An 18,952-nucleotide genomic window follows, 5' to 3' on the forward strand; every position below is an offset into this window, starting at 1 on the left:
CCATGCTTGCCCCGCCCCAGACCTTTTCCACCGACTGTACCGATTGTCCCCGCCTGGCCGCCCATCTGGCCGCCATCCGCCAGCGGGACCCGGACTGGCATGCCCGCCCGGTGCCGTCCTTCGGCAGCCTGGAATCCCGCCTGCTGGTGGTGGGCCTGGGCCCCGGGGAACGGGGTGCCAACCGCACCGGTCGGCCGTTTACCGGCGACATCGCCGGGGAGCTGCTCTATCCCTCCCTGCACAAGTTCGGCTTCGCCACCGAGGCCTGGCCCCTCAATGCGGAAGGGTGGGCCAATACGGGCCTGGAGCTGAAGGACTGCCGCATCACCAACGCGGTGCGCTGCCTGCCGCCCCAGAACAAGCCCCTGCCGGTGGAAATCCGCCAGTGCAACGACTACCTGGGCCAGGAAATCGCCAGCATGCCCAACCTGCAGGCCATCCTCATCCTGGGCGCCGTGGCCCACCAGGCGGTGCTGCGCACCTTCGGCCTGAAGGTGAAGGACTACCCCTTCGGCCATGCCGTGCGCCATGTATTGCCCGGCGGCGTGGAGACGTTCACCAGCTACCACTGCAGCGGTTACAACACCCGCACCGGGCGCCTCACCACCGAGGGTTTCGAGGCCGTGGTGGGCGCCATCCGCGACAAGCTGGACCGGCTCGGCTGAGGACGCCATGAGCGAGTCTCCGGAAGCAACGGCCCCGGCGGCCGGGCCGGCAGCGCCGGCCTTCGACGCCAAGACCTTCCTGGCGACCCTGACGGACCTGCCGGGGGTCTATCGCATGCTCGACGCCGAGGGCAAGGTGCTCTATGTCGGCAAGGCGAAGAACCTGAAGAAGCGCGTTTCGTCCTATTTCCAGCGCACCGTTTCCAGCCCCCGCATCGCCCTCATGGTGAGCCGCATCTGCGGCATCGATACCACCGTGACCCGCTCCGAGGCAGAGGCCCTGCTGCTGGAAAACAACCTCATCAAGAGCCTGGACCCGCCCTTCAACATCCTCTTCCGGGACGACAAGTCTTACCCCTATGTACAGCTGACCCGGGATCAATTCCCGCGCTTGGCCTTCTTCCGCGGCGCCCCGGACCGCAAGGCCGACTACTACGGCCCCTTCCCGGCAGCCTCGGTGGTGCGGGACTCCATCCACCTGCTGCAGAAGACCTTCCACCTGCGCACCTGCGAGGATTCGGTCTTCGCCAACCGCTCCCGGCCATGTCTGCTGTACCAGATCCACCGCTGCAGCGGTCCCTGTGTCGGCCTTATCTCCGCCGAGGATTACGCCAAGGACGTGCAGCTGGCCGCCATGTTCCTCAAGGGCAAGCAGCACGAGGTGATCCAGCGCCTGACCGAAGCCATGGAACAGGCCTCCATGGCCCTGGCCTTCGAACAGGCCGCCGTGCTGCGGGACCGCATCCAGGGCCTGCGCCGCATCCAGGAAAAACAGTACGTGGACAGCGGTCGCGACGAGGATGCGGACGTGGTGGTGGCGGTGCAGGAGTCGGGCATGCTCTGTCTCAACCTGGCCATGATCCGCGGCGGCCAGCACCTGGGCGACAAGCCCCTGTTTCCCAAGAATGCGGCGGATTGCGAGCCGGCCGAGGCTATCGCCGCCTTCCTCGACCAGCATTACCGGGAGCATCCCATTCCCGCCCGCATCCTGGTCAATGTGCCGCCGGCGGACGAAGAGGCGGCCGAGAGCCTGGCGGCCCTGGCCGAGCGGCCGGTGCCGATCCAGGAGCCGCGCCAGACGGCTCACCGCATGTGGGTGGAAATGGCGGTGCAGAACGCCCGCATCGCCATCGCCTCGCGCCGGGCCACCCTGTCCATGCAGGGGCAGCGCCTGGAAGCCCTGCAGGAAGCCCTGGGCCTGGCGGAGCTGCCGCAGCGCATCGAGTGCTTTGATATCAGCCACACCCAGGGCGAAGCCACCGTGGCCTCCTGTGTGGTGTACCAGGGCAACGGCATGCGCAAGTCCGAATACCGCCGCTACAACATCCGTGACATCCAGAAGGGCGACGACTACGCCGCCATGCGCCAGGCCGTCTCCCGGCGCTACGACAAGGTGGCGGTGGGGGAGGGTGTCTGCCCGGACCTGATCCTCATCGACGGCGGCAAGGGCCAGGTCGGCGTCGCCTACAGCGCCCTGGAGGAACTGGGGCTGGCCCATGTGCCCATGATCGGCGTCGCCAAAGGCGTGGAGCGCAAGGTCGGGCTGGAACAACTGATCTTTCCCGACGGGCGAAAGCCGTTACAATTGCCCTCGACACACCCGGCCTTGCACCTGATCCAGGAAATCCGCGACGAGTCCCACCGTTTCGCCGTTTCCGGACACCGCGCCCAGCGCGGCAAGGCCCGCAGGACTTCGACCCTGGAGGAAATCCCCGGGGTCGGCCCGACCCGGCGCAAGGCCCTGATCGCCCATTTCGGCGGACTCCAGGGCATCGCCGGCGCAAGCGTGGACCGGCTGGCCGAAGTGCCTGGCATCAGTCGGGATCTGGCGGAACGAATCTATTCGGCGTTGCACTGAATGCCCTTCAACATACCTATCCTTCTCACCTGGTTGCGCATCGTCCTGATCCCCCTGCTGATCGGCATCTACTACGTGCCCGAATCCTGGGCCAGCCTGCAGGAGCGCAACCTGATCGCCACCCTGGTCTTCGTCGTGGCCGGCCTCACCGACTGGTTCGACGGCTACCTGGCCCGGGCCCTCAACCAGACTTCGGCCTTCGGCGCCTTTCTCGATCCGGTGGCGGACAAGCTGATGGTGGCCACGGCCCTCATCATGCTGGTGCAGCTGGATCGCACCAACGCGGTCATCGCCGCCGTCATCATCGGCCGGGAAATCACCATTTCCGCCCTGCGCGAGTGGATGGCCCAGATCGGCGCCTCGAAAAGCGTGGCCGTGTCCATGATCGGCAAGATCAAGACCACCGCCCAGATGGCCGCTATTCCCCTGCTGTTGCTGCAGGAGCCGGTGGCCGGCATCGACGTCATGGCCGCCGGTACGTGGTTGATTTATATCGCCGCCGTGCTGACCCTGTGGTCCATGGGTTACTACATGCGCATGGCCTGGCCGCAAATCGTCCAGCACGCGGAAAAATAATTGCCGTCGCAGAACTGTTGACAGGCCCGCGAAAGGCCTTATAATGCGGACCTCGTTGATTGCAGCACTGATCAACACGACGCGGGAATAGCTCAGTTGGTAGAGCGCAACCTTGCCAAGGTTGAGGTCGAGAGTTCGAGACTCTTTTCCCGCTCCAGAATTCCAGGAGAGAGCTGACCGCTTTCTTCAGCAGCAGTAAGAATGTTTCTGGCGCGATAGCAAAGCGGTTATGCACCGGATTGCAAATCCGTGTAGGTCGGTTCGACTCCGGCTCGCGCCTCCAGGTTGAAAAGTAATACGCGGGAGTAGCTCAGTTGGTAGAGCGCAACCTTGCCAAGGTTGAGGTCGAGAGTTCGAGACTCTTCTCCCGCTCCAGTTTCACCAAGGCCGGATTGATGTCCGGCCGGCAGTAAAAAGCTTCATGCGGGAATAGCTCAGTTGGTAGAGCGCAACCTTGCCAAGGTTGAGGTCGAGAGTTCGAGACTCTTTTCCCGCTCCAAATTGAAAAGGGCAGTGCGCAAGCACTGCCCTTTTTGCATTCAGGCTTCCGCCGCAGCTTCTCCCCGTGCCGATTCTCTTCCCGCACTTTCCCGTTGCATCATCTACAGTTAGGTAGACGCGTCGGCGGGAGTCTCCCATGGGCATCAAACCGATCAGCAACGGCAATATGTTCGCCATCGTGGCGCGCACCAATCTGGCCGCCAGATTGGGATTGCAGTCCCAGCCCGCGGCACCGGTCGCCGGCGACAAGGGCGGCAGTCAGAACCCGGCCCAAGCGCCGTCCCCCGTCGTCAACGGGCAAGGGCAGGTGACCGGCAGGATCATCGATACCCAGGCCTGAAAGCCTCGCCGTTTGGCGTTCTGGCTGCCCTGCCCGGCGGGAAGCCGCTATAATCCTGCCTTTCGCATCCGCCCGGGTGGTGAAATTGGTATACACAGCGGACTTAAAATCCGCCGCCGCAAGGCTTACGGGTTCAAGTCCCGTCCCGGGCACCACGACGCCTGGCACCCAATTGATCATCTTTGAACTCTCCTGCGAGCAGGAGCACCGCTTTGAAGGCTGGTTCCGATCCGCCGAGGACTATCAGTCCCAGCAGGAACGGGGCCTGGTCACCTGTCCCCACTGCAATTCCCACCAGATCCGCAAGATCCCGGCCGGCATCCACCTGGCCCAGGGCGGTGAAGTGGCGGCGCCGGCGGCTGAGGCTCCGCCTGCGACCGTGGAGACCTCCCTTTCGCCTCTGACTGCCTATCGCCAGGTGGTGGATTTCCTCATGAGCGTCAGCGACGATGTGGGCTCGGCCTTTGCCGAGGAGGCCCGCAAGATGCACAACGAGGAAGCACCCCGGCGCTCCATCCGGGGCCAGGCTTCGGACGAGGAATTCGCCGAACTGGAGGAGGAGGGGATCGGTGTCTTCCGCCTGCCCCTGCCGAAAAAGGAAGACCTCAATTGATCGTCACCAATCAGGCCCTGACCATGGCCGTGGTGATTCGCCACGACGGCCAGCAGGTGACCCTGGTGCCCATGCGCAGCGGCAAGCTGACGGCCCAGCGGCTCCTGGCCAGCCAGTTCAACCATGACTGGCAGACTTCCGATTACCCTCTGGAAAAGGCGGTGCAGAGCTTTCTCGCCCACGCCCGGGACCATGGCGCCTCGAAGGAGGTCCTGAACGGCCTGGAGCGCCTGGCCAAGCGGGACCAGGACGTGGTGGCGAGCCTGTTCTAGGGCGCCTCAGCTCTTGCCGCGCAGGATGCGCGGTTTCGGGTCCTGCAGGATCAGGGTGGGGTGGGAGAAGGGCGCCAGCCTTTCCAGGAAGTCCAGCATCTCCAGCACCGGCGAATTGCGGAAGAAGCGGGCCGCCGGCGTATCCATCCAGATGCGGTCGGCGTAGGCGTAAATCTCGTGGGGCGTGTCGCCCCAGCCGTCGCCGTTGCGGTCGAAACCCTGATAGTCGTCCCAGTAGTTGCCCAGCCAGAAGTCGTTCTGCTGGTCCCCCGCATTGCTGGCCATGACCTGCCACAGATTGTTCTCGAAGCGGTTGGCGATGGCGATGTGGCCGCCCCGTTCGCCGTAGAAATTGACCCCGGTGACGTTGTGGGCCAGGCGGTTGCGGTGCAGGACGATGCGGTTGAGGGGATGGGAAGGGGAGTCGGCCATGATGCCGACGGCGCAATGGATGATGTCGTTGTCTTCCACCAGGATGGCCGCCGTCTCCTTCAGGGCGATGCCGGCGCCGGAGGCGTCCATGGCGTGCAGGACCCGGTTGCGGCGCAGGATGGCGCCTTCCGAATTCATGATGACGATGCCGGTGGAGTTGCGCTCCAGCACGTTGTCCTCGATGCGGCTGCGGTTGGCGAAGAGGAAGTTCATGCCGCGCCGGCTGTCCCGTATGGTGTTGCGGCGGAAGTGGTTGCGCGGGGCGTTGGTGATGGTCAGGTCCCGGGTCTGGGCGATGTCGTTATCCTCGATCAGGTTGCCGGCGCTATACCACAGGCGCAGGGCATCGCCCCGGTCGGCCGAATCCACGTTGAAGGAGCGGATGCGGTTGCGGCGCAGGATGTTGTGGTCCGACTGCTTGAGGGAAATGCCGAAGAGGCTGGCCTCGATCACGTTGCCTTCGATCAGGTTGCCGTGGCCTTCGATGCTGATGGCTGCATCCAGCTGGTCGTGGGAATCGCCGCTGCCCACCAGGCGCAACCCCTTGAGGCTGGCGCCGCTGGCCCTGAGACTGAGGATGGTGCCGTGGCCGCCATTGTCGATGGTCACCTTGCCCTGCCCATCCACATGCAGGGGCTTGTCGATGCGTACCGGCCCGGCATAGACGCCCGGTGGCGGCACCAGGACGCCACCGGCGGGAGTGGCGTCGATCCAGGGTTGCAGGGGAGGGAGCGGAGCCGCCGTCGCGGTCGTGGCGGCCAGCAGCAGCGCGGCCAGCCACAGGCAGGGACAACGGCGGAGAAATCTCATGCGGCGGGAGGCTCGGCCGGGGGCGGCGCCCACAGGCACTTGCCCTTGCTTTCCTTGTTGATGCCGGCCAGCACCTGCTCGTGGGCGGCCAGTTCTTCGATGCTGGCCCGCAGGACCCGGGTGGGGCGGCGCTGGCCCGTGCTCATGGCGATTTCCGCGGCGGCGGCCGGTGCCTGGCCCAGGTCGATCATCAGGCTTTCCTGACCCCGGGTCATGGCTACATAGACTTCGGCCAGAATCTCCGCATCGAGCAAGGCGCCGTGCAGGGTGCGGTGGGAGTTGTCCACCTCGTAGCGGTCGCACAGGGCGTTGAGGTTGTTCTTCTTGCCCGGGTGCATCTCCTTGGCCATCTTCAGGGTGTCCACCACCCCGGAGCAGACCTCGCCGACGGGCGGCAGCTTGAGGCGGGCCAGCTCGGCATTGAGGAAGCCCACGTCGAAGGCCGCGTTGTGGATCACCAGTTCGGCGCCGCGGATGAAGTCGAGGAAGTCAGCGGCGATGGCGGCGAACTTGGGCTTGTCTGCCAGGAATTCCAGGCTGATGCCGTGCACCGCCTGGGCGCCTTCGTCGATGGCCCGTTCCGGGTTGATGTACTTGTGGAAATGGCGGTTGGTGAGACGGCGGTTGACCATCTCCACACCGGCCACTTCGATGATGCGGTGCCCCTGCTTGTGCTCCAGGCCCGTGGTTTCCGTATCTAGAAATATCTGACGCATGACGTTTCCGATGTTAGGCAAGGGCGGCCGGTTTATCTGCCGCCTAGATCAAATCCGTTGAATAAGGGGCTTCAGGCGCTCTGGCGGAGATCCTCGATGCCCCGGTTGGCCAGCTCGTCGGCCCGTTCGTTGCCCGGATTGCCGGCATGGCCCTTTACCCAGGTCCACTCCACCTGGAACTGTCTGGCCAGCACGTCCAGCTCCTGCCACAGGTCCGCGTTCTTCACCGGCTTCTTGTCGGCGGTGCGCCAGCCGTTGCGCTTCCAGTTGTGGATCCAGGCGCTGATGCCCTGCTGCACGTACTTGGAGTCGGTGTACAGCTTCACCGGCACCGGCCGCTTCAGGGCTTCCAGGGCGCGGATGACGGCAGTCAGCTCCATGCGGTTGTTGGTGGTATCCCGTTCGCCGCCCCACAGTTCCTTCTCGTGGGCGCCGGCGCGCATGAAGACGCCCCAGCCGCCCGGCCCCGGATTGCCCTTGCAGGCGCCGTCGGCATAGATTTCCACAGTTGCCTCATTGGCCATTGTCGTTCGCTTCCTTCTGAGTGATGGGCGCCAGGGCCTTGGCCCGCGCCTTGCGTTCTTTCCAGGCCGGCAGCACCAGGCGCATGCCCGGCACCCGCTTCACCGCCCGCAGCAGGTAGGTGCCGCCAGCAAAGCCCCACCAGCGGTCGCCGGCCGGCTCCATGAAGTGGCAGCGCTGCAGCCATTTGCTTTGTTCGAAGGGCGGGGCGTAGCAGCCGAAATTGCCCCGGTCCACCTCGAAGCCCAGCAGGGCCAGCCAGTCCTTCAGGCGCAGCACCGAGAGATAGTTGCCGTTCCAGGGGAAGAGACCCTCCCGCTGGCCCGGCAGGTAGCGGCGCAGGCCCCACAGGGAAAGGGGGTTGAAACCGGCGATGACCACCTGCCCTTCGGGAATCAGCACCCGCTCCACTTCCCGCAGCATCTGGTGCGGGTCCGGCAGGAATTCCAGGACATGGGGCAAAACCACCAGATCGAGGGAGGCGCTGGCGAAGGGCAGCTGGCGCAGGTCGCAGCGCACATCCACCAGGCCGGACTCGCCGGCCTTCAGGCGCAGGGGAATGCGGTTGTCCCGCAGGTAGTCCACCTGGGGCAGGCCCAGCTGCAGGGCGTGGAAGCCGAAGATGTCCGCCACCAGGGCATCGATCTTGGTCTGCTCCCATTCGAGTACGTAGCTCCCCTGGGGGGATTGCAGCCAGGCATCGAGTCCGGGAATTGACATGGGAACGCGGTCCGCCAATAGTGCGTGTATGGAAACTAGTCTACCTGCTTGCGCGCCCCTGCGGGGCATCTCGGCCATTCCGGCCTTCAAGGACAACTACATCTGGCTGCTGCAGCGCGGCGACCGGGCCCTGGTGGTGGACCCGGGCGATGCCGCACCGGTGCAGGCATTCCTGGCCCGGGAAGGACTCCGGCTGGAAGCCATCCTGCTCACCCACCACCATGCCGACCACAGCGGCGGCGTTGCCGCCCTGGCGGGCGACGGGGTGCGGGTCCTGGGACCGGCGGCGGAGTCTATCACAGGCGTCGGCGAGCCGCTGCGGGGTGGGGAGCGCCTGGAGTTCGCCGACCTGGGCCTGCAGTTGCAGGTGCTCGCCGTGCCGGGTCATACCCGGGGTCACCTGGCCTATTACGGCCAGTGGGAAGGGGCGCCAGTACTCTTTTGTGGCGACACCCTCTTCGGCGCCGGCTGTGGGCGGCTGTTCGAGGGCACCCCGGCCCAGATGGCCCATTCCCTGGACCTCCTGGCGGTGCTGCCGCCCCAGACTGCGGTCTACTGCGCCCACGAATACACGGCAGCCAACCTGGATTTCGCCCTGGCGGTGGAACCGGGCAACCGGGCCCTGGCCGAGCGGGTGCGGAAGGTGGCCGCCATGCGCCAGGCCGGGCAGGCCACCGTGCCCCTCTGTCTGGCGGAGGAACTGGCGACCAATCCCTTCCTGCGCTGCGGCGAGGCGGAAGTGCGGGCCAGTGCCGAAAGGCAGGCGGGCCACGCGCTGACGGATGAAGTGGCGGTGTTTGCCGCCCTGCGGGAGTGGAAGAACCACTTCTGACCCTGCGCCGGGCGGCGGCAGGTCAGGGGGAGGTCAGGCCCGGCTGAGGGCCTCGAGCACCTTGGCGGCGTTGAAGGGCTTGACCACGAAGCCGTTGGCGCCCAGTTCCAGGGCTTCCTGGACGTTTTCCTTGCTGGCGTTGCCGGTGATCATGATCACCGACACCTGGGGGAAGTCCCGCTTGATTGTCTTCAGGGTTTCCAGGCCATTCATTTCCGGCATGATGACGTCGAGGCAGACCACGTCGGGCGTCATGCGCTCCACCATTTCCAGGGCCTGGATGCCGTTGCGGGCCTCGCCCACCACCTGGTAGTCCTCGTTGCGCAGGATGCCGCGCAGCAGGGCGCGCATGACATCGTTGTCATCAACGATGAGAATTTTCGGGTGACGCTGACTCATGGAGCTGGGCAGGGAGCAGGGGCGGTGGACATGCGGCAGACCTGGTTGCGGCCGGCCTGCTTGGCTTGGTAGAGGGCCTGGTCGGCAGCCAGGAGCAGGGCTTCCGGGCTGGTTTCGGGGCTGGCGACGAAGGCCGAGACGCCGCAGCTGATGGTCACCTGGCCGTGATGGGAACCGGCATGGGGCATCTTCAGCTGGGCCACGCTGTGGCGCATGCGCTCGGCGACGAAGGCGGCGCCGCCCAGCTTGGTGTCCGGCAGGATGATGGAAAATTCCTCGCCGCCGTAGCGGGCCAGGAGGTCGCCGCCCCGCTCCATGGCCTTGGCCATGGCCGAAGCCACCTTCTTCAGGCATTCGTCACCGGCCTGGTGGCCGTAGGTGTCGTTGAATTTCTTGAAGAAATCCACGTCGCACATGACGATGGCCAGCTCCGTGCCCTGGCGCATGGAGCGGCGCCATTCCCGTTCCAGAGCCTCGTCGAACATGCGGCGGTTGGCCACACCGGTGAGGCCGTCCACGGCGGAGAGGCGCTTCAGCTCCTGGTTGGCCGCATCCAGCTTGCGCGTCAGCACCAGCAGGGAGTGGCGCATCTGCACGATGCGCTGCATGGCGCGGATCTTGGCCCGCAGCACCACGTCGCTGACCGGCTTCTGCAGGTAGTCGTCACCGCCGGCGGCGATGCCCTTTTCCAGGTCGGCGTCGCCGCTCATGGCGGTGAGGAAGATGATGGGGGTCCATTCGCCCGGCTTTTCCAGGTCCCGGATGCGCCGGGCCACGGTGTAGCCGTCCATGTCCGGCAGGACCACGTCGAGCAGCACCAGGTCGGGGCGTTCGGACTGGAACAGTTCGATGGCCTGGGCGCCGCAGGACGCCGGAACCGGAATGTTGCCGAGTCTTTCCAGATGGTGGCAAACCACAGCCAGTGAGGTTTTGGCGTCCTCGACGACAAGGGTTTTCATATTGTTTTTGTACGGCCCGGGCGGGTGAGTGGAATCAGTGGTGCATTTTATCCCTTTGGCCTGCTTCCGGGGGGCGCATTCCGTCACGTTCGTCCCGAACCAGGTCCCGGGCCGAGTAAAATGGCGATTCCCGCCTGTCTGCATTTTTTCGGAACCTTCATGACCGACACCCTGTTGCTGATTCTTACCGTCCTCGCCCTGCTGATTCTCGGCGGTCTGGTGCTTCTTCTCCTGCGCAGCCGCGAGCGGCAGGATGCCGCCCTGGCCCTGGCGCCCCAGTTCGCCGCCGTGGACGGTGCCCTGGCCCGGCAGGAGCGGGCCCTGCGCGAGGAACTGGCGGCCATCCGCCAGGAATCTGCCCTGGAAGCCCGGCGTGGCCGGGAGGAACAGAGCGAGGCCCTGGTGCGCCTGACCCAGGCCCTGGGCAGCCAGGTCGGCCAGCTGGGCCAGTTGCAGGCCCAGCAGCTGGAAGTGTTCGCCCAGCAGCTGGCCCGCAGCCGCCAGGAGGCCGCCGCCGAATCCCACCAGGGGCGGGAGGCCCAGGCCCAGGGCCTGGCCCGCCTGGCCGAATCCCTCAACGCCCAGGTGGGCCAGTTCGGCCAGACCCAGGGCCAGCACCTGGAAGCCTTCGCCCAGCAGCTGGCCCAGGTTTCCCAGGCCCTGGACCAGCGCTTCGAGCAGCTGCGCCAGGTGGTGGAAGCGCGGCTGGTGGCCCTGCAGGCGGACAACGCCGGCAAGCTGGAGGAGATGCGCAAGACCGTGGACGAAAAGCTCCACGCCACCCTGGAACAGCGCCTGGGCGAATCCTTCAAGCTGGTTTCGGACCGGCTGGAGCAGGTGCATCGGGGCCTGGGGGAAATGCAGACCCTGGCCGCCGGCGTCGGCGACCTGAAAAAGGTGCTGACCAACGTCAAGACCCGGGGCTCCTGGGGCGAAGTGCAGCTGTCCAACCTGCTGGAGCAGATCCTGACGCCGGAGCAGTACGCCACCAACGTCATCACCCGGCCCCGCAGCAACGACCGGGTGGAGTTCGCCATCCGCCTGCCGGGCAAGGGCGACGGTCTGGCCGATGCGCCGGTGTGGCTGCCCATCGACGCCAAGTTCCCCATCGAGGATTACCAGAAGCTGCAGGACGCCCAGGAGCGGGCCGACGCGGCCGGGGTGGAGGAGGCCGCCAAGGCCCTGGAAAACCGCCTCAAGCTGGAGGCCAAGAGCATCCGCGAGAAATACGTGGAGCCGCCCCACACCACGGATTTCGCCCTGCTCTACCTGCCCATCGAAGGCCTCTACGCCGAGGCCCTGCGCCGGCCGGGCCTGGCGGAGATGCTGCAGCGGGAATACCGGGTTTCCCTCTCCGGCCCCACCACCCTGACGGCCATGCTCAACAGCCTGCAGATGGGCTTCCGCACCCTGGCCATCGAAAAGCGCTCCTCCGAGGTGTGGTCGGTGCTGGGGGCGGTGAAGACCGAGTTCGGCAAGTTCGGCGAGGCCCTGGCGGCCACCAAGAAGAAGCTGGAGCAGGCCACCAACAGCATCGGCGCCGCCGAAGTGCGTACCCGCCAGATCGAGCGCAAATTGAAGAGCGTGGAGGCCCTGCCTTCGGGAGAGGCGTCCGGCCTGCTTTCCGGGCTGGAGAGCCTGGAAGTGTCCGAGGATAGCCAGGAGTAGGGCAGGCATGGCCGAAAGCCCCGTCCCTGCTGCCTTGGAGGCCGCCTATCGGGCCACCACCTACCGGGTTTGGCTGCCCGAGGGGGCCGTGGATCTGCGGGTGGGCGAGGCGTGCCCCGCCCTGGCGGCCTATGTGGCGGCCCGGGGCGGACGGGCCTGGATGGTGGTGACTGCCAGCAATCCGGCCTCCGAGCCCCTCGGCGAGGCTGCCAATCTGGCCCGGCAGCGGGCCCTGGCCGGGCTGCTGCACAGCCTGGGCCTGCCGGCCCTGGCGGCGGAAAACCTGGCCGACGATGGCCAATGGCCGGCGGAAGCCGGCTTTTTCGTCACGGCGCCGGTCTTGGACCGGGAACTGGCCCTGGCCCTGGGGCGCCACATGGGCCAGAACGCCGTCCTGTTCGGCGTTGCCCAAGGCGATGCCGGCACCCCGGACACCACCCCGGAACTGCTGTGGTGCCGGGAGGTGGCCCCGCCCGGAGCGGCGGGCTAGGCTGGCTCAGCCCTGGTGGCGGCGGATGAAGTCGCGCACCTGGGGATAGATCACTTCGCGCCAGCGGCGGCCGCTGAAAATGCCGTAGTGGCCGACGCCGGGGCAGAGGAAGTGGGCCCGCTGGGCCGCCTCCAGGGAGGCGCACAGGTCGTGGGCGGCATGGGTCTGGCCGGGGGCGGAAATGTCGTCCAGTTCCCCCTCCACGGTCATCAGGGCGGTACGGCGGATGGCCGCCGGGTCCACCGTCCGGCCGTGCACCACCAGGCGGCCTTCCGGCAGGTAGTGGTTGAGGAAGACCCGTTCCAGGGTTTCCAGGTAGTACTCGGCCGGCAGGTCCATCACCGCGTTGTATTCGTCGTAGAACTTGCGGTGGGCCTCGGCCGAATCGCCGTCGCCCTCGATCAGGTGGTTGTAGAAGTCCAGGTGGGCGTCCACGTGCCGGTCCTGGTTCATGGAAACGAAGCCGGCGTGCTGCAGGAAGCCCGGATAGACCCGGCGCAGGGCGCCCGGGTACTTGGTCGGCACCCGGGTGATGACCTTGGTCTCGAACCACAGCCGGGTGTGCTTCTTGGCGTAGTCGTTCACCGCCGTGGGATTGATGCTGGTGTCGATGGGGCCGCCCATCATGGTCATGGAGCGGGGCTGGCAGGGATCGTCGTCGGCCGCCAGCAGGGAAATGGCCGCCAGCACCGGCACGGTGGGCTGGCAGACGGAGATGACATGGACCTCCGGCCCCAGGTGGCGGATGAAGTCCTGGATATAGCTGACGTAGTCGTCGAAGCGGAAGGGGCCGTGGGCCAGGGAGACCTGGCGGGCGTCGATCCAGTCGGTGACATAGACGTCGTGGTCCGGCAGCAGGGCCCGCACCGTGTCCCGCAGCAGGGTGGCGTAATGGCCGGAAAGGGGCGCGCAGAGCAGCACCCTGGGCGCCGCCTGGCCGCTCTGGCGGACGAAATGGAGCAGATTGCAGAAGGGCTTGTGCACGGCCACCGCTTCGCTGACGGCCGCCTCCCGGCCCTCCACCGTGGTGCGGTCGAGGCCGAAGGCGGGCTTGTCGTAGCGGCGGATGAGGCGCGCCATCAGCTCGGAACCGGCGGCGATGCGGGCGCTTTCCGGCAGATAGGAGAGGGCGGAGAAGGGGTTGGCGAAGAGCTGCTGGGTGGTTTCGGCCCACAGGCGCAGGGGGGTCAGCAGGGAGTGCTGGAATTCGTGCAGGTCGTAGAGCATGGGGGGCGTAACCTATGATTATTGTCGTACCGGGAATTCCCGGACATGGCCGGATTCTAATGAAAAATCCGTCAGTTGGATGACCGGGCTGGGCGCCGCAGTGAATTAGTCCATGTCCGGGAGGCAACGGAGCGGCTAGAATGGCCGACAAATATCAAGGGGGCCGACATGGCACTGCAAAAGATCGGACGTTTCGAAATCCGGCGCGAACTGGGTAGGGGAGCCCAAAGTGTGGTTTACCTGGCGTATGACCCGCAGCTGGAGCGCGAGATCGCCATCAAAACCTTGCACTTTTCCCGCCCCGACGCGGCCCAGAATGCCGCCCTGCTGGCGGAGGCGCGTACCGTCAGCCAGCTGCGACATGCCAATATCGTACCGATCTTCGAGGCGGGCGAAGAAGACGGCGATCTTTACCTGGTTTTCCAGTATGTACCCGGCAAGAACCTGGCCCAGTACCTGAAGGATGCGGGGGCCCTCTCTCCGGTCAAGGCCGTCACCCTGATGCGCTCCATCCTGGAGGCGGTGGCCTGTGCCCACGAACAGGGCATCATCCACCGGGACCTGAAGCCTTCCAACATCCTCCTGGACGAGGACGGCATTCCCCAGGTCATGGACTTCGGCATTGCCGCCCGCATCGAGGACCTGGACAGCAAGCAGGGCGACTTCACCGGCACCCCGGCCTACATGGCGCCCGAGTACATCGAATCGCGTACGGTGGGAGTGCGGGGCGACATCTTCGCCGCCGGCCTGGTGCTCTACGAGCTGCTGACCGGCCGCCGCGCCATCCAGGGCAGCGATCCCTTCCAGGTGATGCGGCGCATCACCCAGGAGGATCTGCGCCTGCCAAGCGAGGTCAGCCTGGATGAGCGCATCGTGGACGTGCTGTACAAGGCCACGGCGCGCAATCCCCTCAACCGCTACGAATCCGTCGCCCAGTTCCTGCAGGCCCTGGATAGCTACCTGGACCCGGTGGAGGAGGAGGGCGCCGCCACTGGCGGCAAGCAGAGCACCCTGGATTTCCTGCTGCGGCGCATGCGGCACAAGAGCGATTTCCCCGCCCTCTCCGAATCGGTCAGCGCCATCAACAAGATCGCCACTTCCGAGACGGAGAGCATCGCCCGGCTGTCCATGACCATCCTCAAGGACTTCGCCCTCACCAACAAGATCCTGCGCCTGGTCAATTCGGCCTATTACCGGCAGGCCGGCGGCGGCAACATTAGCACCGTGTCCCGGGCGGTGATCGTGCTCGGCTTCGATGCGGTGCGCAATATTGCCATCACCGTGCTCCTCTTCGAGCACCTGCAGAACAAGTCCAATGCGGCCCAGCTCAAGGACGAGTTCCTGCGGGCCAATCTGGCCGGCATCCTGGCCAAGGACATCGGCACCCTGACCAGCACCCGGGATGTGGAGCAGGCCTTCATCTGCGCCATGTTCCACAACCTGGGCCGCCTGCTGTGCCAGTACTACTTCCCCGAGGAAAGCGAGGAAGTGAAGAAGCTCATGGGGCAGAAGGAGATCGGCGAGGAGGCCGCCTCCCTGCAGGTGCTGGGCATGTCCTACGAGGAACTGGGCATCGGCGTCGCCCGTACCTGGGGCTTCCCGCCCCTGATCGTCAACAGCATGCGCAAGCTGCCTGGCGGCAATGTGCGCCTGCCCAGCACCCCGGAGGACAAGCTGCGGGTGCTGGCGGCCTATGCCAACGAGCTGTGCCTGATCATCGCCCAGGCCGGCCCCGATGAGCGGGCCCGGGAACTGAAGAAGCTGGCGGCCCGCTTCGGCGACAGCGTCAAGGTGGAAGAGCGGGACCTGCGCAGCACCATCGAGAAGTCCATCGAACAGGTCAAGGAATTCGCCAGCATCATCCGCCTCAACCTGCAGCAGACCGCCTTCGGCCGGCAACTGCGGGAATGGATGGGGGAGAAGCCGGCCGCCTCGGCCGCCGGCGAGGACGATTCCAGCATGGCCGGCACCATCCTCAGCGAACAGCTGGGCGGCGAGCTGCTGCCCGCCGCGGTGGTGGGCGAGGGGCAGGCGCCGGATTCGGCGACGGCCCAGGCCATCCTCACCGCCGGCATTCAGGACATTTCCAACACCCTGGTGGAGGAATACAAGCTGAACGACATCCTGCGCATCATCCTGGAAACCATGTACCGGGCCATGGGCTTCAAGCGGGTCATCCTGTGCATCAAGGATGCCCGCCACAACACCATGCAGGGCCGTTTCGGCTTCGGTCCGGACGCCACGGAGATCGCCCGGCAGTTCCGCTTTCCCCTGAGCTTTTCGCCGGACATCTTCCACGCCGCCATTTCCAAGGGTGTGGACATCCTCATCAGCGACACCAACGACCCCAAGATCAAGCCCCGCATCCCGGACTGGTTCCGCAAGGTGCTGACCTCGGAAACCTTCGTCCTCTTCCCCCTGACCATCAAGGGCAATCCGGTGGCCATGATCTATGCCGACAAGGACGGTGCCGGAGACATCGTCATCCCGGAAAAGGAGCTGTCCCTGCTGCGCACCCTGCGCAACCAGGCCCTGCTGGCGATCAAGCAGTCCATTTAAGGGGGCGCCCCCCGGATGGCAATAAAAAAGGCCGGGAATTCCCGGCCTTTTCGTTTTCAGCCATGGCTTACCAGAGCTTCCACCAGGGTTCGACCCGGTTCAGGCCCCGGGTGTAATAGACGCTGTTGGGGTAGTTCTTGCGCATCACCCGCTCCGCATCGTCGCGCAGGTCGATCATGCCCATTTCGTCGTAGGCCTTGACCATGATGAAGAGGGCCTCCTCGATGGCCGGGGCGTCCGGGTAGTTCTTGATGGCGCTCTGGGCCCGGTTGGCAGCGGCCACATAGGCCTTGCGCTTCATGTAGTAGCGGGCCACATGCACCTCGTTGGCGGCCATGGCGCTGACCAGGTACTTCATGCGCTGCACCGCATCGGGGGTGTATTTGCTGTCGGGGAAGCGGCTGGAGAGGGTCTTGAAGGCGTCGAAGGACTCGCGCATGCCCTTGGGGTCGCGCTCCGTCTGGTCCTGCATGCTGACGTGGCCCATCATGCCCAGGTCCTCGTTGAAGGTGACCAGGCCTTTCAGGTAGTAGATGTAATCCACATTGGGGTGGTCCGGATGCAGCTTGACGAAGCGGTCGCAGGCGGCGATGGCGGAGGCCGTTTCGCCGGACTTGAAGTAGGCGTAGGCCACTTCGATCTGGGCCTGCTGGGCGTAGCGGCCGTAGGGATAGCGGGATTCCAGCTTCTCGAAATACTTCACGGCCTTGTCCCACGACCCCTCGCTCATGGCCTCCTTGGCCTGGGTGTAGAGCTTGTTGGCGGACCAGCCGGCGGTCTCGTCCTTTTGTTCCGGCAGCAGGCCGCAACCGGAAAGGGAGAGCAAAGCGGCGAAAATCAGAGCTAAAGCCGGTAAACTACGCATGATGAACAGTCCAAAAACGAAAGCCAAGGCGCGCCGAAGTGAGGCGCCCGCCGAAATGAGTGCGGCCGATTATAGCGCAAAGCCCATGTCATCTCCGTCTCCATCCCCCGCTTGCGGCGCCGGGTCGCCCATATTCGTGCCCCTCGATGCCGGCGGCCGCCGCCTGGACCAGGTGCTGGCCGAACTGCTGCCCCAGTATTCGCGCAATCGCCTGCAAACCTGGATCCGGGAAGGCCGGGTCTCCCTCAACGGGCAGCCGGTGCAGGAGCCCAAGCACAAGCTGCTGGGCGGCGAGTTCCTCAACCTGGAGGAAGTCCAGGACGAGAAGCTGGCGGCCGAGACGCCGGAAGACATTCCTTTTCCTGTGGTGTACGAGGATGAAGCCATCCTCATCATCAACAAGCCGGCCGGCCTGGTGGTGCATCCGGGCAGCGGCAACTGGAGCGGCACCCTGCTCAACGCCTTGCTGCACCACACGCCCCAGCTGGCCCAGGTGCCCCGGGCCGGCATCGTGCACCGCCTGGACAAGGACACCTCCGGCCTCATGGTGGTGGCCAAGACCCTGGAGGCCCAGACCGACCTGGTGCGCCAGCTCCAGGCCCGCACCGTGAAGCGGGAATACCGGGCCCTGCTGGTCGGCTATCTCAACCGCAACGGCACGGTGGATGCGCCCATCGGCCGCCATCCCACCCAGCGCACCAAGATGGCCGTGGTCCAGCACAATGGCCGGGAGGCCCGCACCCATTACACGGTGCTGGAGCATTTCGAGCGTTGCACCCTGGTGCAGTGCCGCCTGGAGACGGGCCGCACCCACCAGATCCGGGTGCACATGGCGGCCCTGGGTTTCCCCCTGGTGGGCGATGCGGTTTACAACAAGGGCAAGACCGCCGGGGTCCGTTTCCCCCGCCAGGCGCTCCATGCCTACCGCCTCGGCCTGATCCACCCCCTGACCCGGGAACCCATGCAGTGGGACGCCCCGGTGCCCGACGACATGGCAGCCCTGCTCAAGACGCTGCGCAGCGAATGGGACGAGATCAAGACCCTGCGCCGCCAGCGCCAGGAAGAAGCCTGGGCGGAGGAGTGGGGCGACGACTGGGAGGACGAGGAGGAGGTCGAGGTGCTGGAAGCAGAGGGCGCCGAACTCCTGGAAGACGAAGACTTCGATGACGAAGCCGACGAATAGCCTGCCCGGCTTCGCTCCCGACTGGCCAGCCCCGCCCCGGGTGCGCAGCCTGCAGACCACCCGCAGCGGCGGCGTCAGTCCGGCTCCCTATGCCAGCCTCAATCTGGGGGATCACGTGGGCGATGCGCCGGCCCATGTGGCGGCCAACCGGGCCCTGCTGCGGGCCGGCCTGCCGGGCGAGCCCCTGTGGCTGCAGCAGGTGCACGGCAACCGGGTGGCCGACGCCGATAGCGCCACCACCGGGCGGGAGGCCGACGGGGTGGTGGCCCGGCGCCCCGGCAGCGTCTGCGCCATCATGACTGCCGACTGCCTGCCGGTATTGCTCTGCGACCGGGACGGTACCGTGGTGGGCGCTGCCCATGCCGGCTGGCGCGGCCTGGCGGCCGGTGTCCTGGAAAACACGGTGGCTGCCATGGGGGTGGCCCCGGAGCGGCTCCTGGCCTGGCTCGGGCCGGCCATCGGCCCCCAAGCCTTTGAAGTCGGGCCTGAGGTGAGGGATGCCTTCGAGAAGGCCGATCCACGGGCGTCCCAGGCCTTCGTCCCCGGCGCCTCCACCGGCAAGTATCTGGCCGACATCTACGCTCTGGCCCGCCTGCGCCTGCAGGCAGCCGGCGTCCGTGAGATCCACGGCGGCGGCCTGTGCACGGTCGGCGACGCCGCCAGCTACTTTTCCTACCGTCGCGACCGGGTCTGCGGCCGCATGGCCTCCCTCATCTGGCTGGAGCCCTGAGCCGGGGGCCTTGGT

20 protein-coding genes and 5 tRNA genes are annotated in these 18,952 nt (G+C 66.1%); 17 read left to right on the plus strand and 8 right to left on the minus strand.

The window, feature by feature from the left end:
* Positions 1-2: 2 nt before the first annotated feature.
* From AC3QLZ_RS01700 to AC3QLZ_RS01750, 11 genes are all read left to right on the plus strand, one after another.
* Positions 3-665, plus strand: coding sequence for a uracil-DNA glycosylase (locus tag AC3QLZ_RS01700; protein ID WP_014237521.1), 663 nt, complete (start codon positions 3-5; stop codon positions 663-665).
* Positions 666-672: 7 nt separating this feature from the next.
* Positions 673-2,523, plus strand: coding sequence for an excinuclease ABC subunit UvrC (gene uvrC, locus AC3QLZ_RS01705; RefSeq protein ID WP_014237522.1), 1,851 nt, complete (start codon positions 673-675; stop codon positions 2,521-2,523).
* The gene (gene pgsA / locus AC3QLZ_RS01710) at positions 2,524-3,099 is read left to right on the plus strand and encodes a CDP-diacylglycerol--glycerol-3-phosphate 3-phosphatidyltransferase (RefSeq protein ID WP_014237523.1); all 576 of its coding nucleotides are present in this window, start codon (positions 2,524-2,526) and stop codon (positions 3,097-3,099) included.
* 81 nt (positions 3,100-3,180) lie between these two features.
* Positions 3,181-3,256, plus strand: a tRNA-Gly gene (locus tag AC3QLZ_RS01715).
* A gap of 52 nt (positions 3,257-3,308) precedes the next feature.
* Positions 3,309-3,382: transfer RNA gene (locus AC3QLZ_RS01720), tRNA-Cys, on the plus strand.
* Positions 3,383-3,398: 16 nt separating this feature from the next.
* Positions 3,399-3,474: transfer RNA gene (locus AC3QLZ_RS01725), tRNA-Gly, on the plus strand.
* Between the two features lie 48 nt (positions 3,475-3,522).
* Positions 3,523-3,598 (plus strand) — tRNA-Gly (locus AC3QLZ_RS01730).
* A 138-nt stretch (positions 3,599-3,736) separates the two neighbouring features.
* Positions 3,737-3,940 carry a hypothetical protein gene (locus tag AC3QLZ_RS01735; RefSeq protein WP_014237524.1) on the plus strand — a complete coding sequence of 68 codons (204 nt, stop codon included), beginning with the start codon at positions 3,737-3,739 and terminating at the stop codon, positions 3,938-3,940.
* 70 nt (positions 3,941-4,010) lie between these two features.
* A tRNA-Leu gene (locus tag AC3QLZ_RS01740) sits at positions 4,011-4,095 on the plus strand.
* Positions 4,096-4,112: 17 nt separating this feature from the next.
* Positions 4,113-4,553, plus strand: coding sequence for a DUF1178 family protein (locus tag AC3QLZ_RS01745; RefSeq protein ID WP_014237525.1), 441 nt, complete (start codon positions 4,113-4,115; stop codon positions 4,551-4,553).
* On the plus strand, positions 4,550-4,825 hold the full coding sequence (locus AC3QLZ_RS01750) for a DUF2795 domain-containing protein (RefSeq protein ID WP_014237526.1): 276 nt from the start codon (positions 4,550-4,552) through the stop codon (positions 4,823-4,825). The genes AC3QLZ_RS01745 and AC3QLZ_RS01750 overlap by 4 nt, the downstream gene beginning before the upstream one ends.
* 6 nt (positions 4,826-4,831) lie before the next feature.
* On the opposite strand, the gene nosD is transcribed toward AC3QLZ_RS01750, so the two are convergent.
* From nosD to AC3QLZ_RS01770, 4 genes are all read right to left on the minus strand, one after another.
* On the minus strand, positions 4,832-6,067 hold the full coding sequence (nosD, locus tag AC3QLZ_RS01755; RefSeq protein WP_014237527.1) for a nitrous oxide reductase family maturation protein NosD: 1,236 nt from the start codon (positions 6,065-6,067) through the stop codon (positions 4,832-4,834).
* Entirely contained in the window at positions 6,064-6,783 is a 720-nt protein-coding gene (gene dnaQ, locus AC3QLZ_RS01760) for a DNA polymerase III subunit epsilon (RefSeq protein ID WP_014237528.1), read from the minus strand. The genes nosD and dnaQ overlap by 4 nt, the downstream gene beginning before the upstream one ends.
* A 71-nt stretch (positions 6,784-6,854) precedes the next feature.
* Complete coding sequence (gene rnhA, locus AC3QLZ_RS01765) at positions 6,855-7,307, minus strand: ribonuclease HI (RefSeq protein WP_014237529.1); 453 nt, start codon at positions 7,305-7,307, stop codon at positions 6,855-6,857.
* Positions 7,297-8,025 (minus strand): class I SAM-dependent methyltransferase, encoded by a 729-nt coding sequence (locus AC3QLZ_RS01770; protein WP_014237530.1) that lies wholly within the window; start codon positions 8,023-8,025, stop codon positions 7,297-7,299. Before AC3QLZ_RS01770 ends, rnhA begins: the two co-directional genes overlap by 11 nt.
* Positions 8,026-8,053: 28 nt before the next feature.
* Here AC3QLZ_RS01770 and gloB point away from each other — a divergent pair, with 28 nt between their 5' ends.
* On the plus strand, positions 8,054-8,857 hold the full coding sequence (gene gloB, locus AC3QLZ_RS01775) for a hydroxyacylglutathione hydrolase (protein WP_014237531.1): 804 nt from the start codon (positions 8,054-8,056) through the stop codon (positions 8,855-8,857).
* Positions 8,858-8,890: 33 nt separating this feature from the next.
* Here the strand turns inward: gloB and AC3QLZ_RS01780 are convergent, their stop codons facing one another.
* Positions 8,891-9,256: a response regulator transcription factor gene (locus AC3QLZ_RS01780; RefSeq protein WP_014237532.1), complete on the minus strand. Its 366-nt coding sequence runs from the start codon at positions 9,254-9,256 to the stop codon at positions 8,891-8,893.
* Positions 9,253-10,215, minus strand: coding sequence for a diguanylate cyclase domain-containing protein (locus AC3QLZ_RS01785; protein WP_014237533.1), 963 nt, complete (start codon positions 10,213-10,215; stop codon positions 9,253-9,255). The genes AC3QLZ_RS01780 and AC3QLZ_RS01785 overlap by 4 nt, the downstream gene beginning before the upstream one ends.
* A gap of 159 nt (positions 10,216-10,374) precedes the next feature.
* Between AC3QLZ_RS01785 and AC3QLZ_RS01790 the strand changes: the two genes are divergently transcribed.
* Both AC3QLZ_RS01790 and AC3QLZ_RS01795 read left to right on the plus strand, forming a co-directional pair.
* Positions 10,375-11,883 (plus strand): DNA recombination protein RmuC, encoded by a 1,509-nt coding sequence (locus tag AC3QLZ_RS01790; protein ID WP_014237534.1) that lies wholly within the window; start codon positions 10,375-10,377, stop codon positions 11,881-11,883.
* A gap of 7 nt (positions 11,884-11,890) precedes the next feature.
* Positions 11,891-12,373, plus strand: a complete 483-nt coding sequence (locus AC3QLZ_RS01795) for a DUF3293 domain-containing protein (RefSeq protein ID WP_014237535.1) — start codon at positions 11,891-11,893, stop codon at positions 12,371-12,373.
* 6 nt (positions 12,374-12,379) lie between these two features.
* Here AC3QLZ_RS01795 and AC3QLZ_RS01800 read toward each other — a convergent pair whose 3' ends face one another.
* Positions 12,380-13,600 (minus strand): polyhydroxyalkanoate depolymerase, encoded by a 1,221-nt coding sequence (locus tag AC3QLZ_RS01800; protein ID WP_014237536.1) that lies wholly within the window; start codon positions 13,598-13,600, stop codon positions 12,380-12,382.
* A 168-nt stretch (positions 13,601-13,768) separates the two neighbouring features.
* On the opposite strand from AC3QLZ_RS01800, the gene AC3QLZ_RS01805 reads away from it, so the two are divergent.
* Entirely contained in the window at positions 13,769-16,159 is a 2,391-nt protein-coding gene (locus AC3QLZ_RS01805) for a serine/threonine protein kinase (RefSeq protein ID WP_287875851.1), read from the plus strand.
* A 67-nt stretch (positions 16,160-16,226) separates the two neighbouring features.
* Here the strand turns inward: AC3QLZ_RS01805 and AC3QLZ_RS01810 are convergent, their stop codons facing one another.
* Entirely contained in the window at positions 16,227-17,024 is a 798-nt protein-coding gene (locus tag AC3QLZ_RS01810; protein ID WP_014237563.1) for an outer membrane protein assembly factor BamD, read from the minus strand.
* Positions 17,025-17,160: 136 nt separating this feature from the next.
* Between AC3QLZ_RS01810 and rluD the strand changes: the two genes are divergently transcribed.
* Positions 17,161-18,207, plus strand: a complete 1,047-nt coding sequence (gene rluD / locus AC3QLZ_RS01815; protein ID WP_412784070.1) for a 23S rRNA pseudouridine(1911/1915/1917) synthase RluD — start codon at positions 17,161-17,163, stop codon at positions 18,205-18,207.
* Positions 18,188-18,937, plus strand: a complete 750-nt coding sequence (pgeF, locus tag AC3QLZ_RS01820) for a peptidoglycan editing factor PgeF (protein WP_014237565.1) — start codon at positions 18,188-18,190, stop codon at positions 18,935-18,937. Before rluD ends, pgeF begins: the two co-directional genes overlap by 20 nt.
* Positions 18,938-18,952: the final 15 nt, after the last annotated feature.

It is taken from the genome of Azospira sp. MPR-LB4 (genome assembly GCF_058809525.1).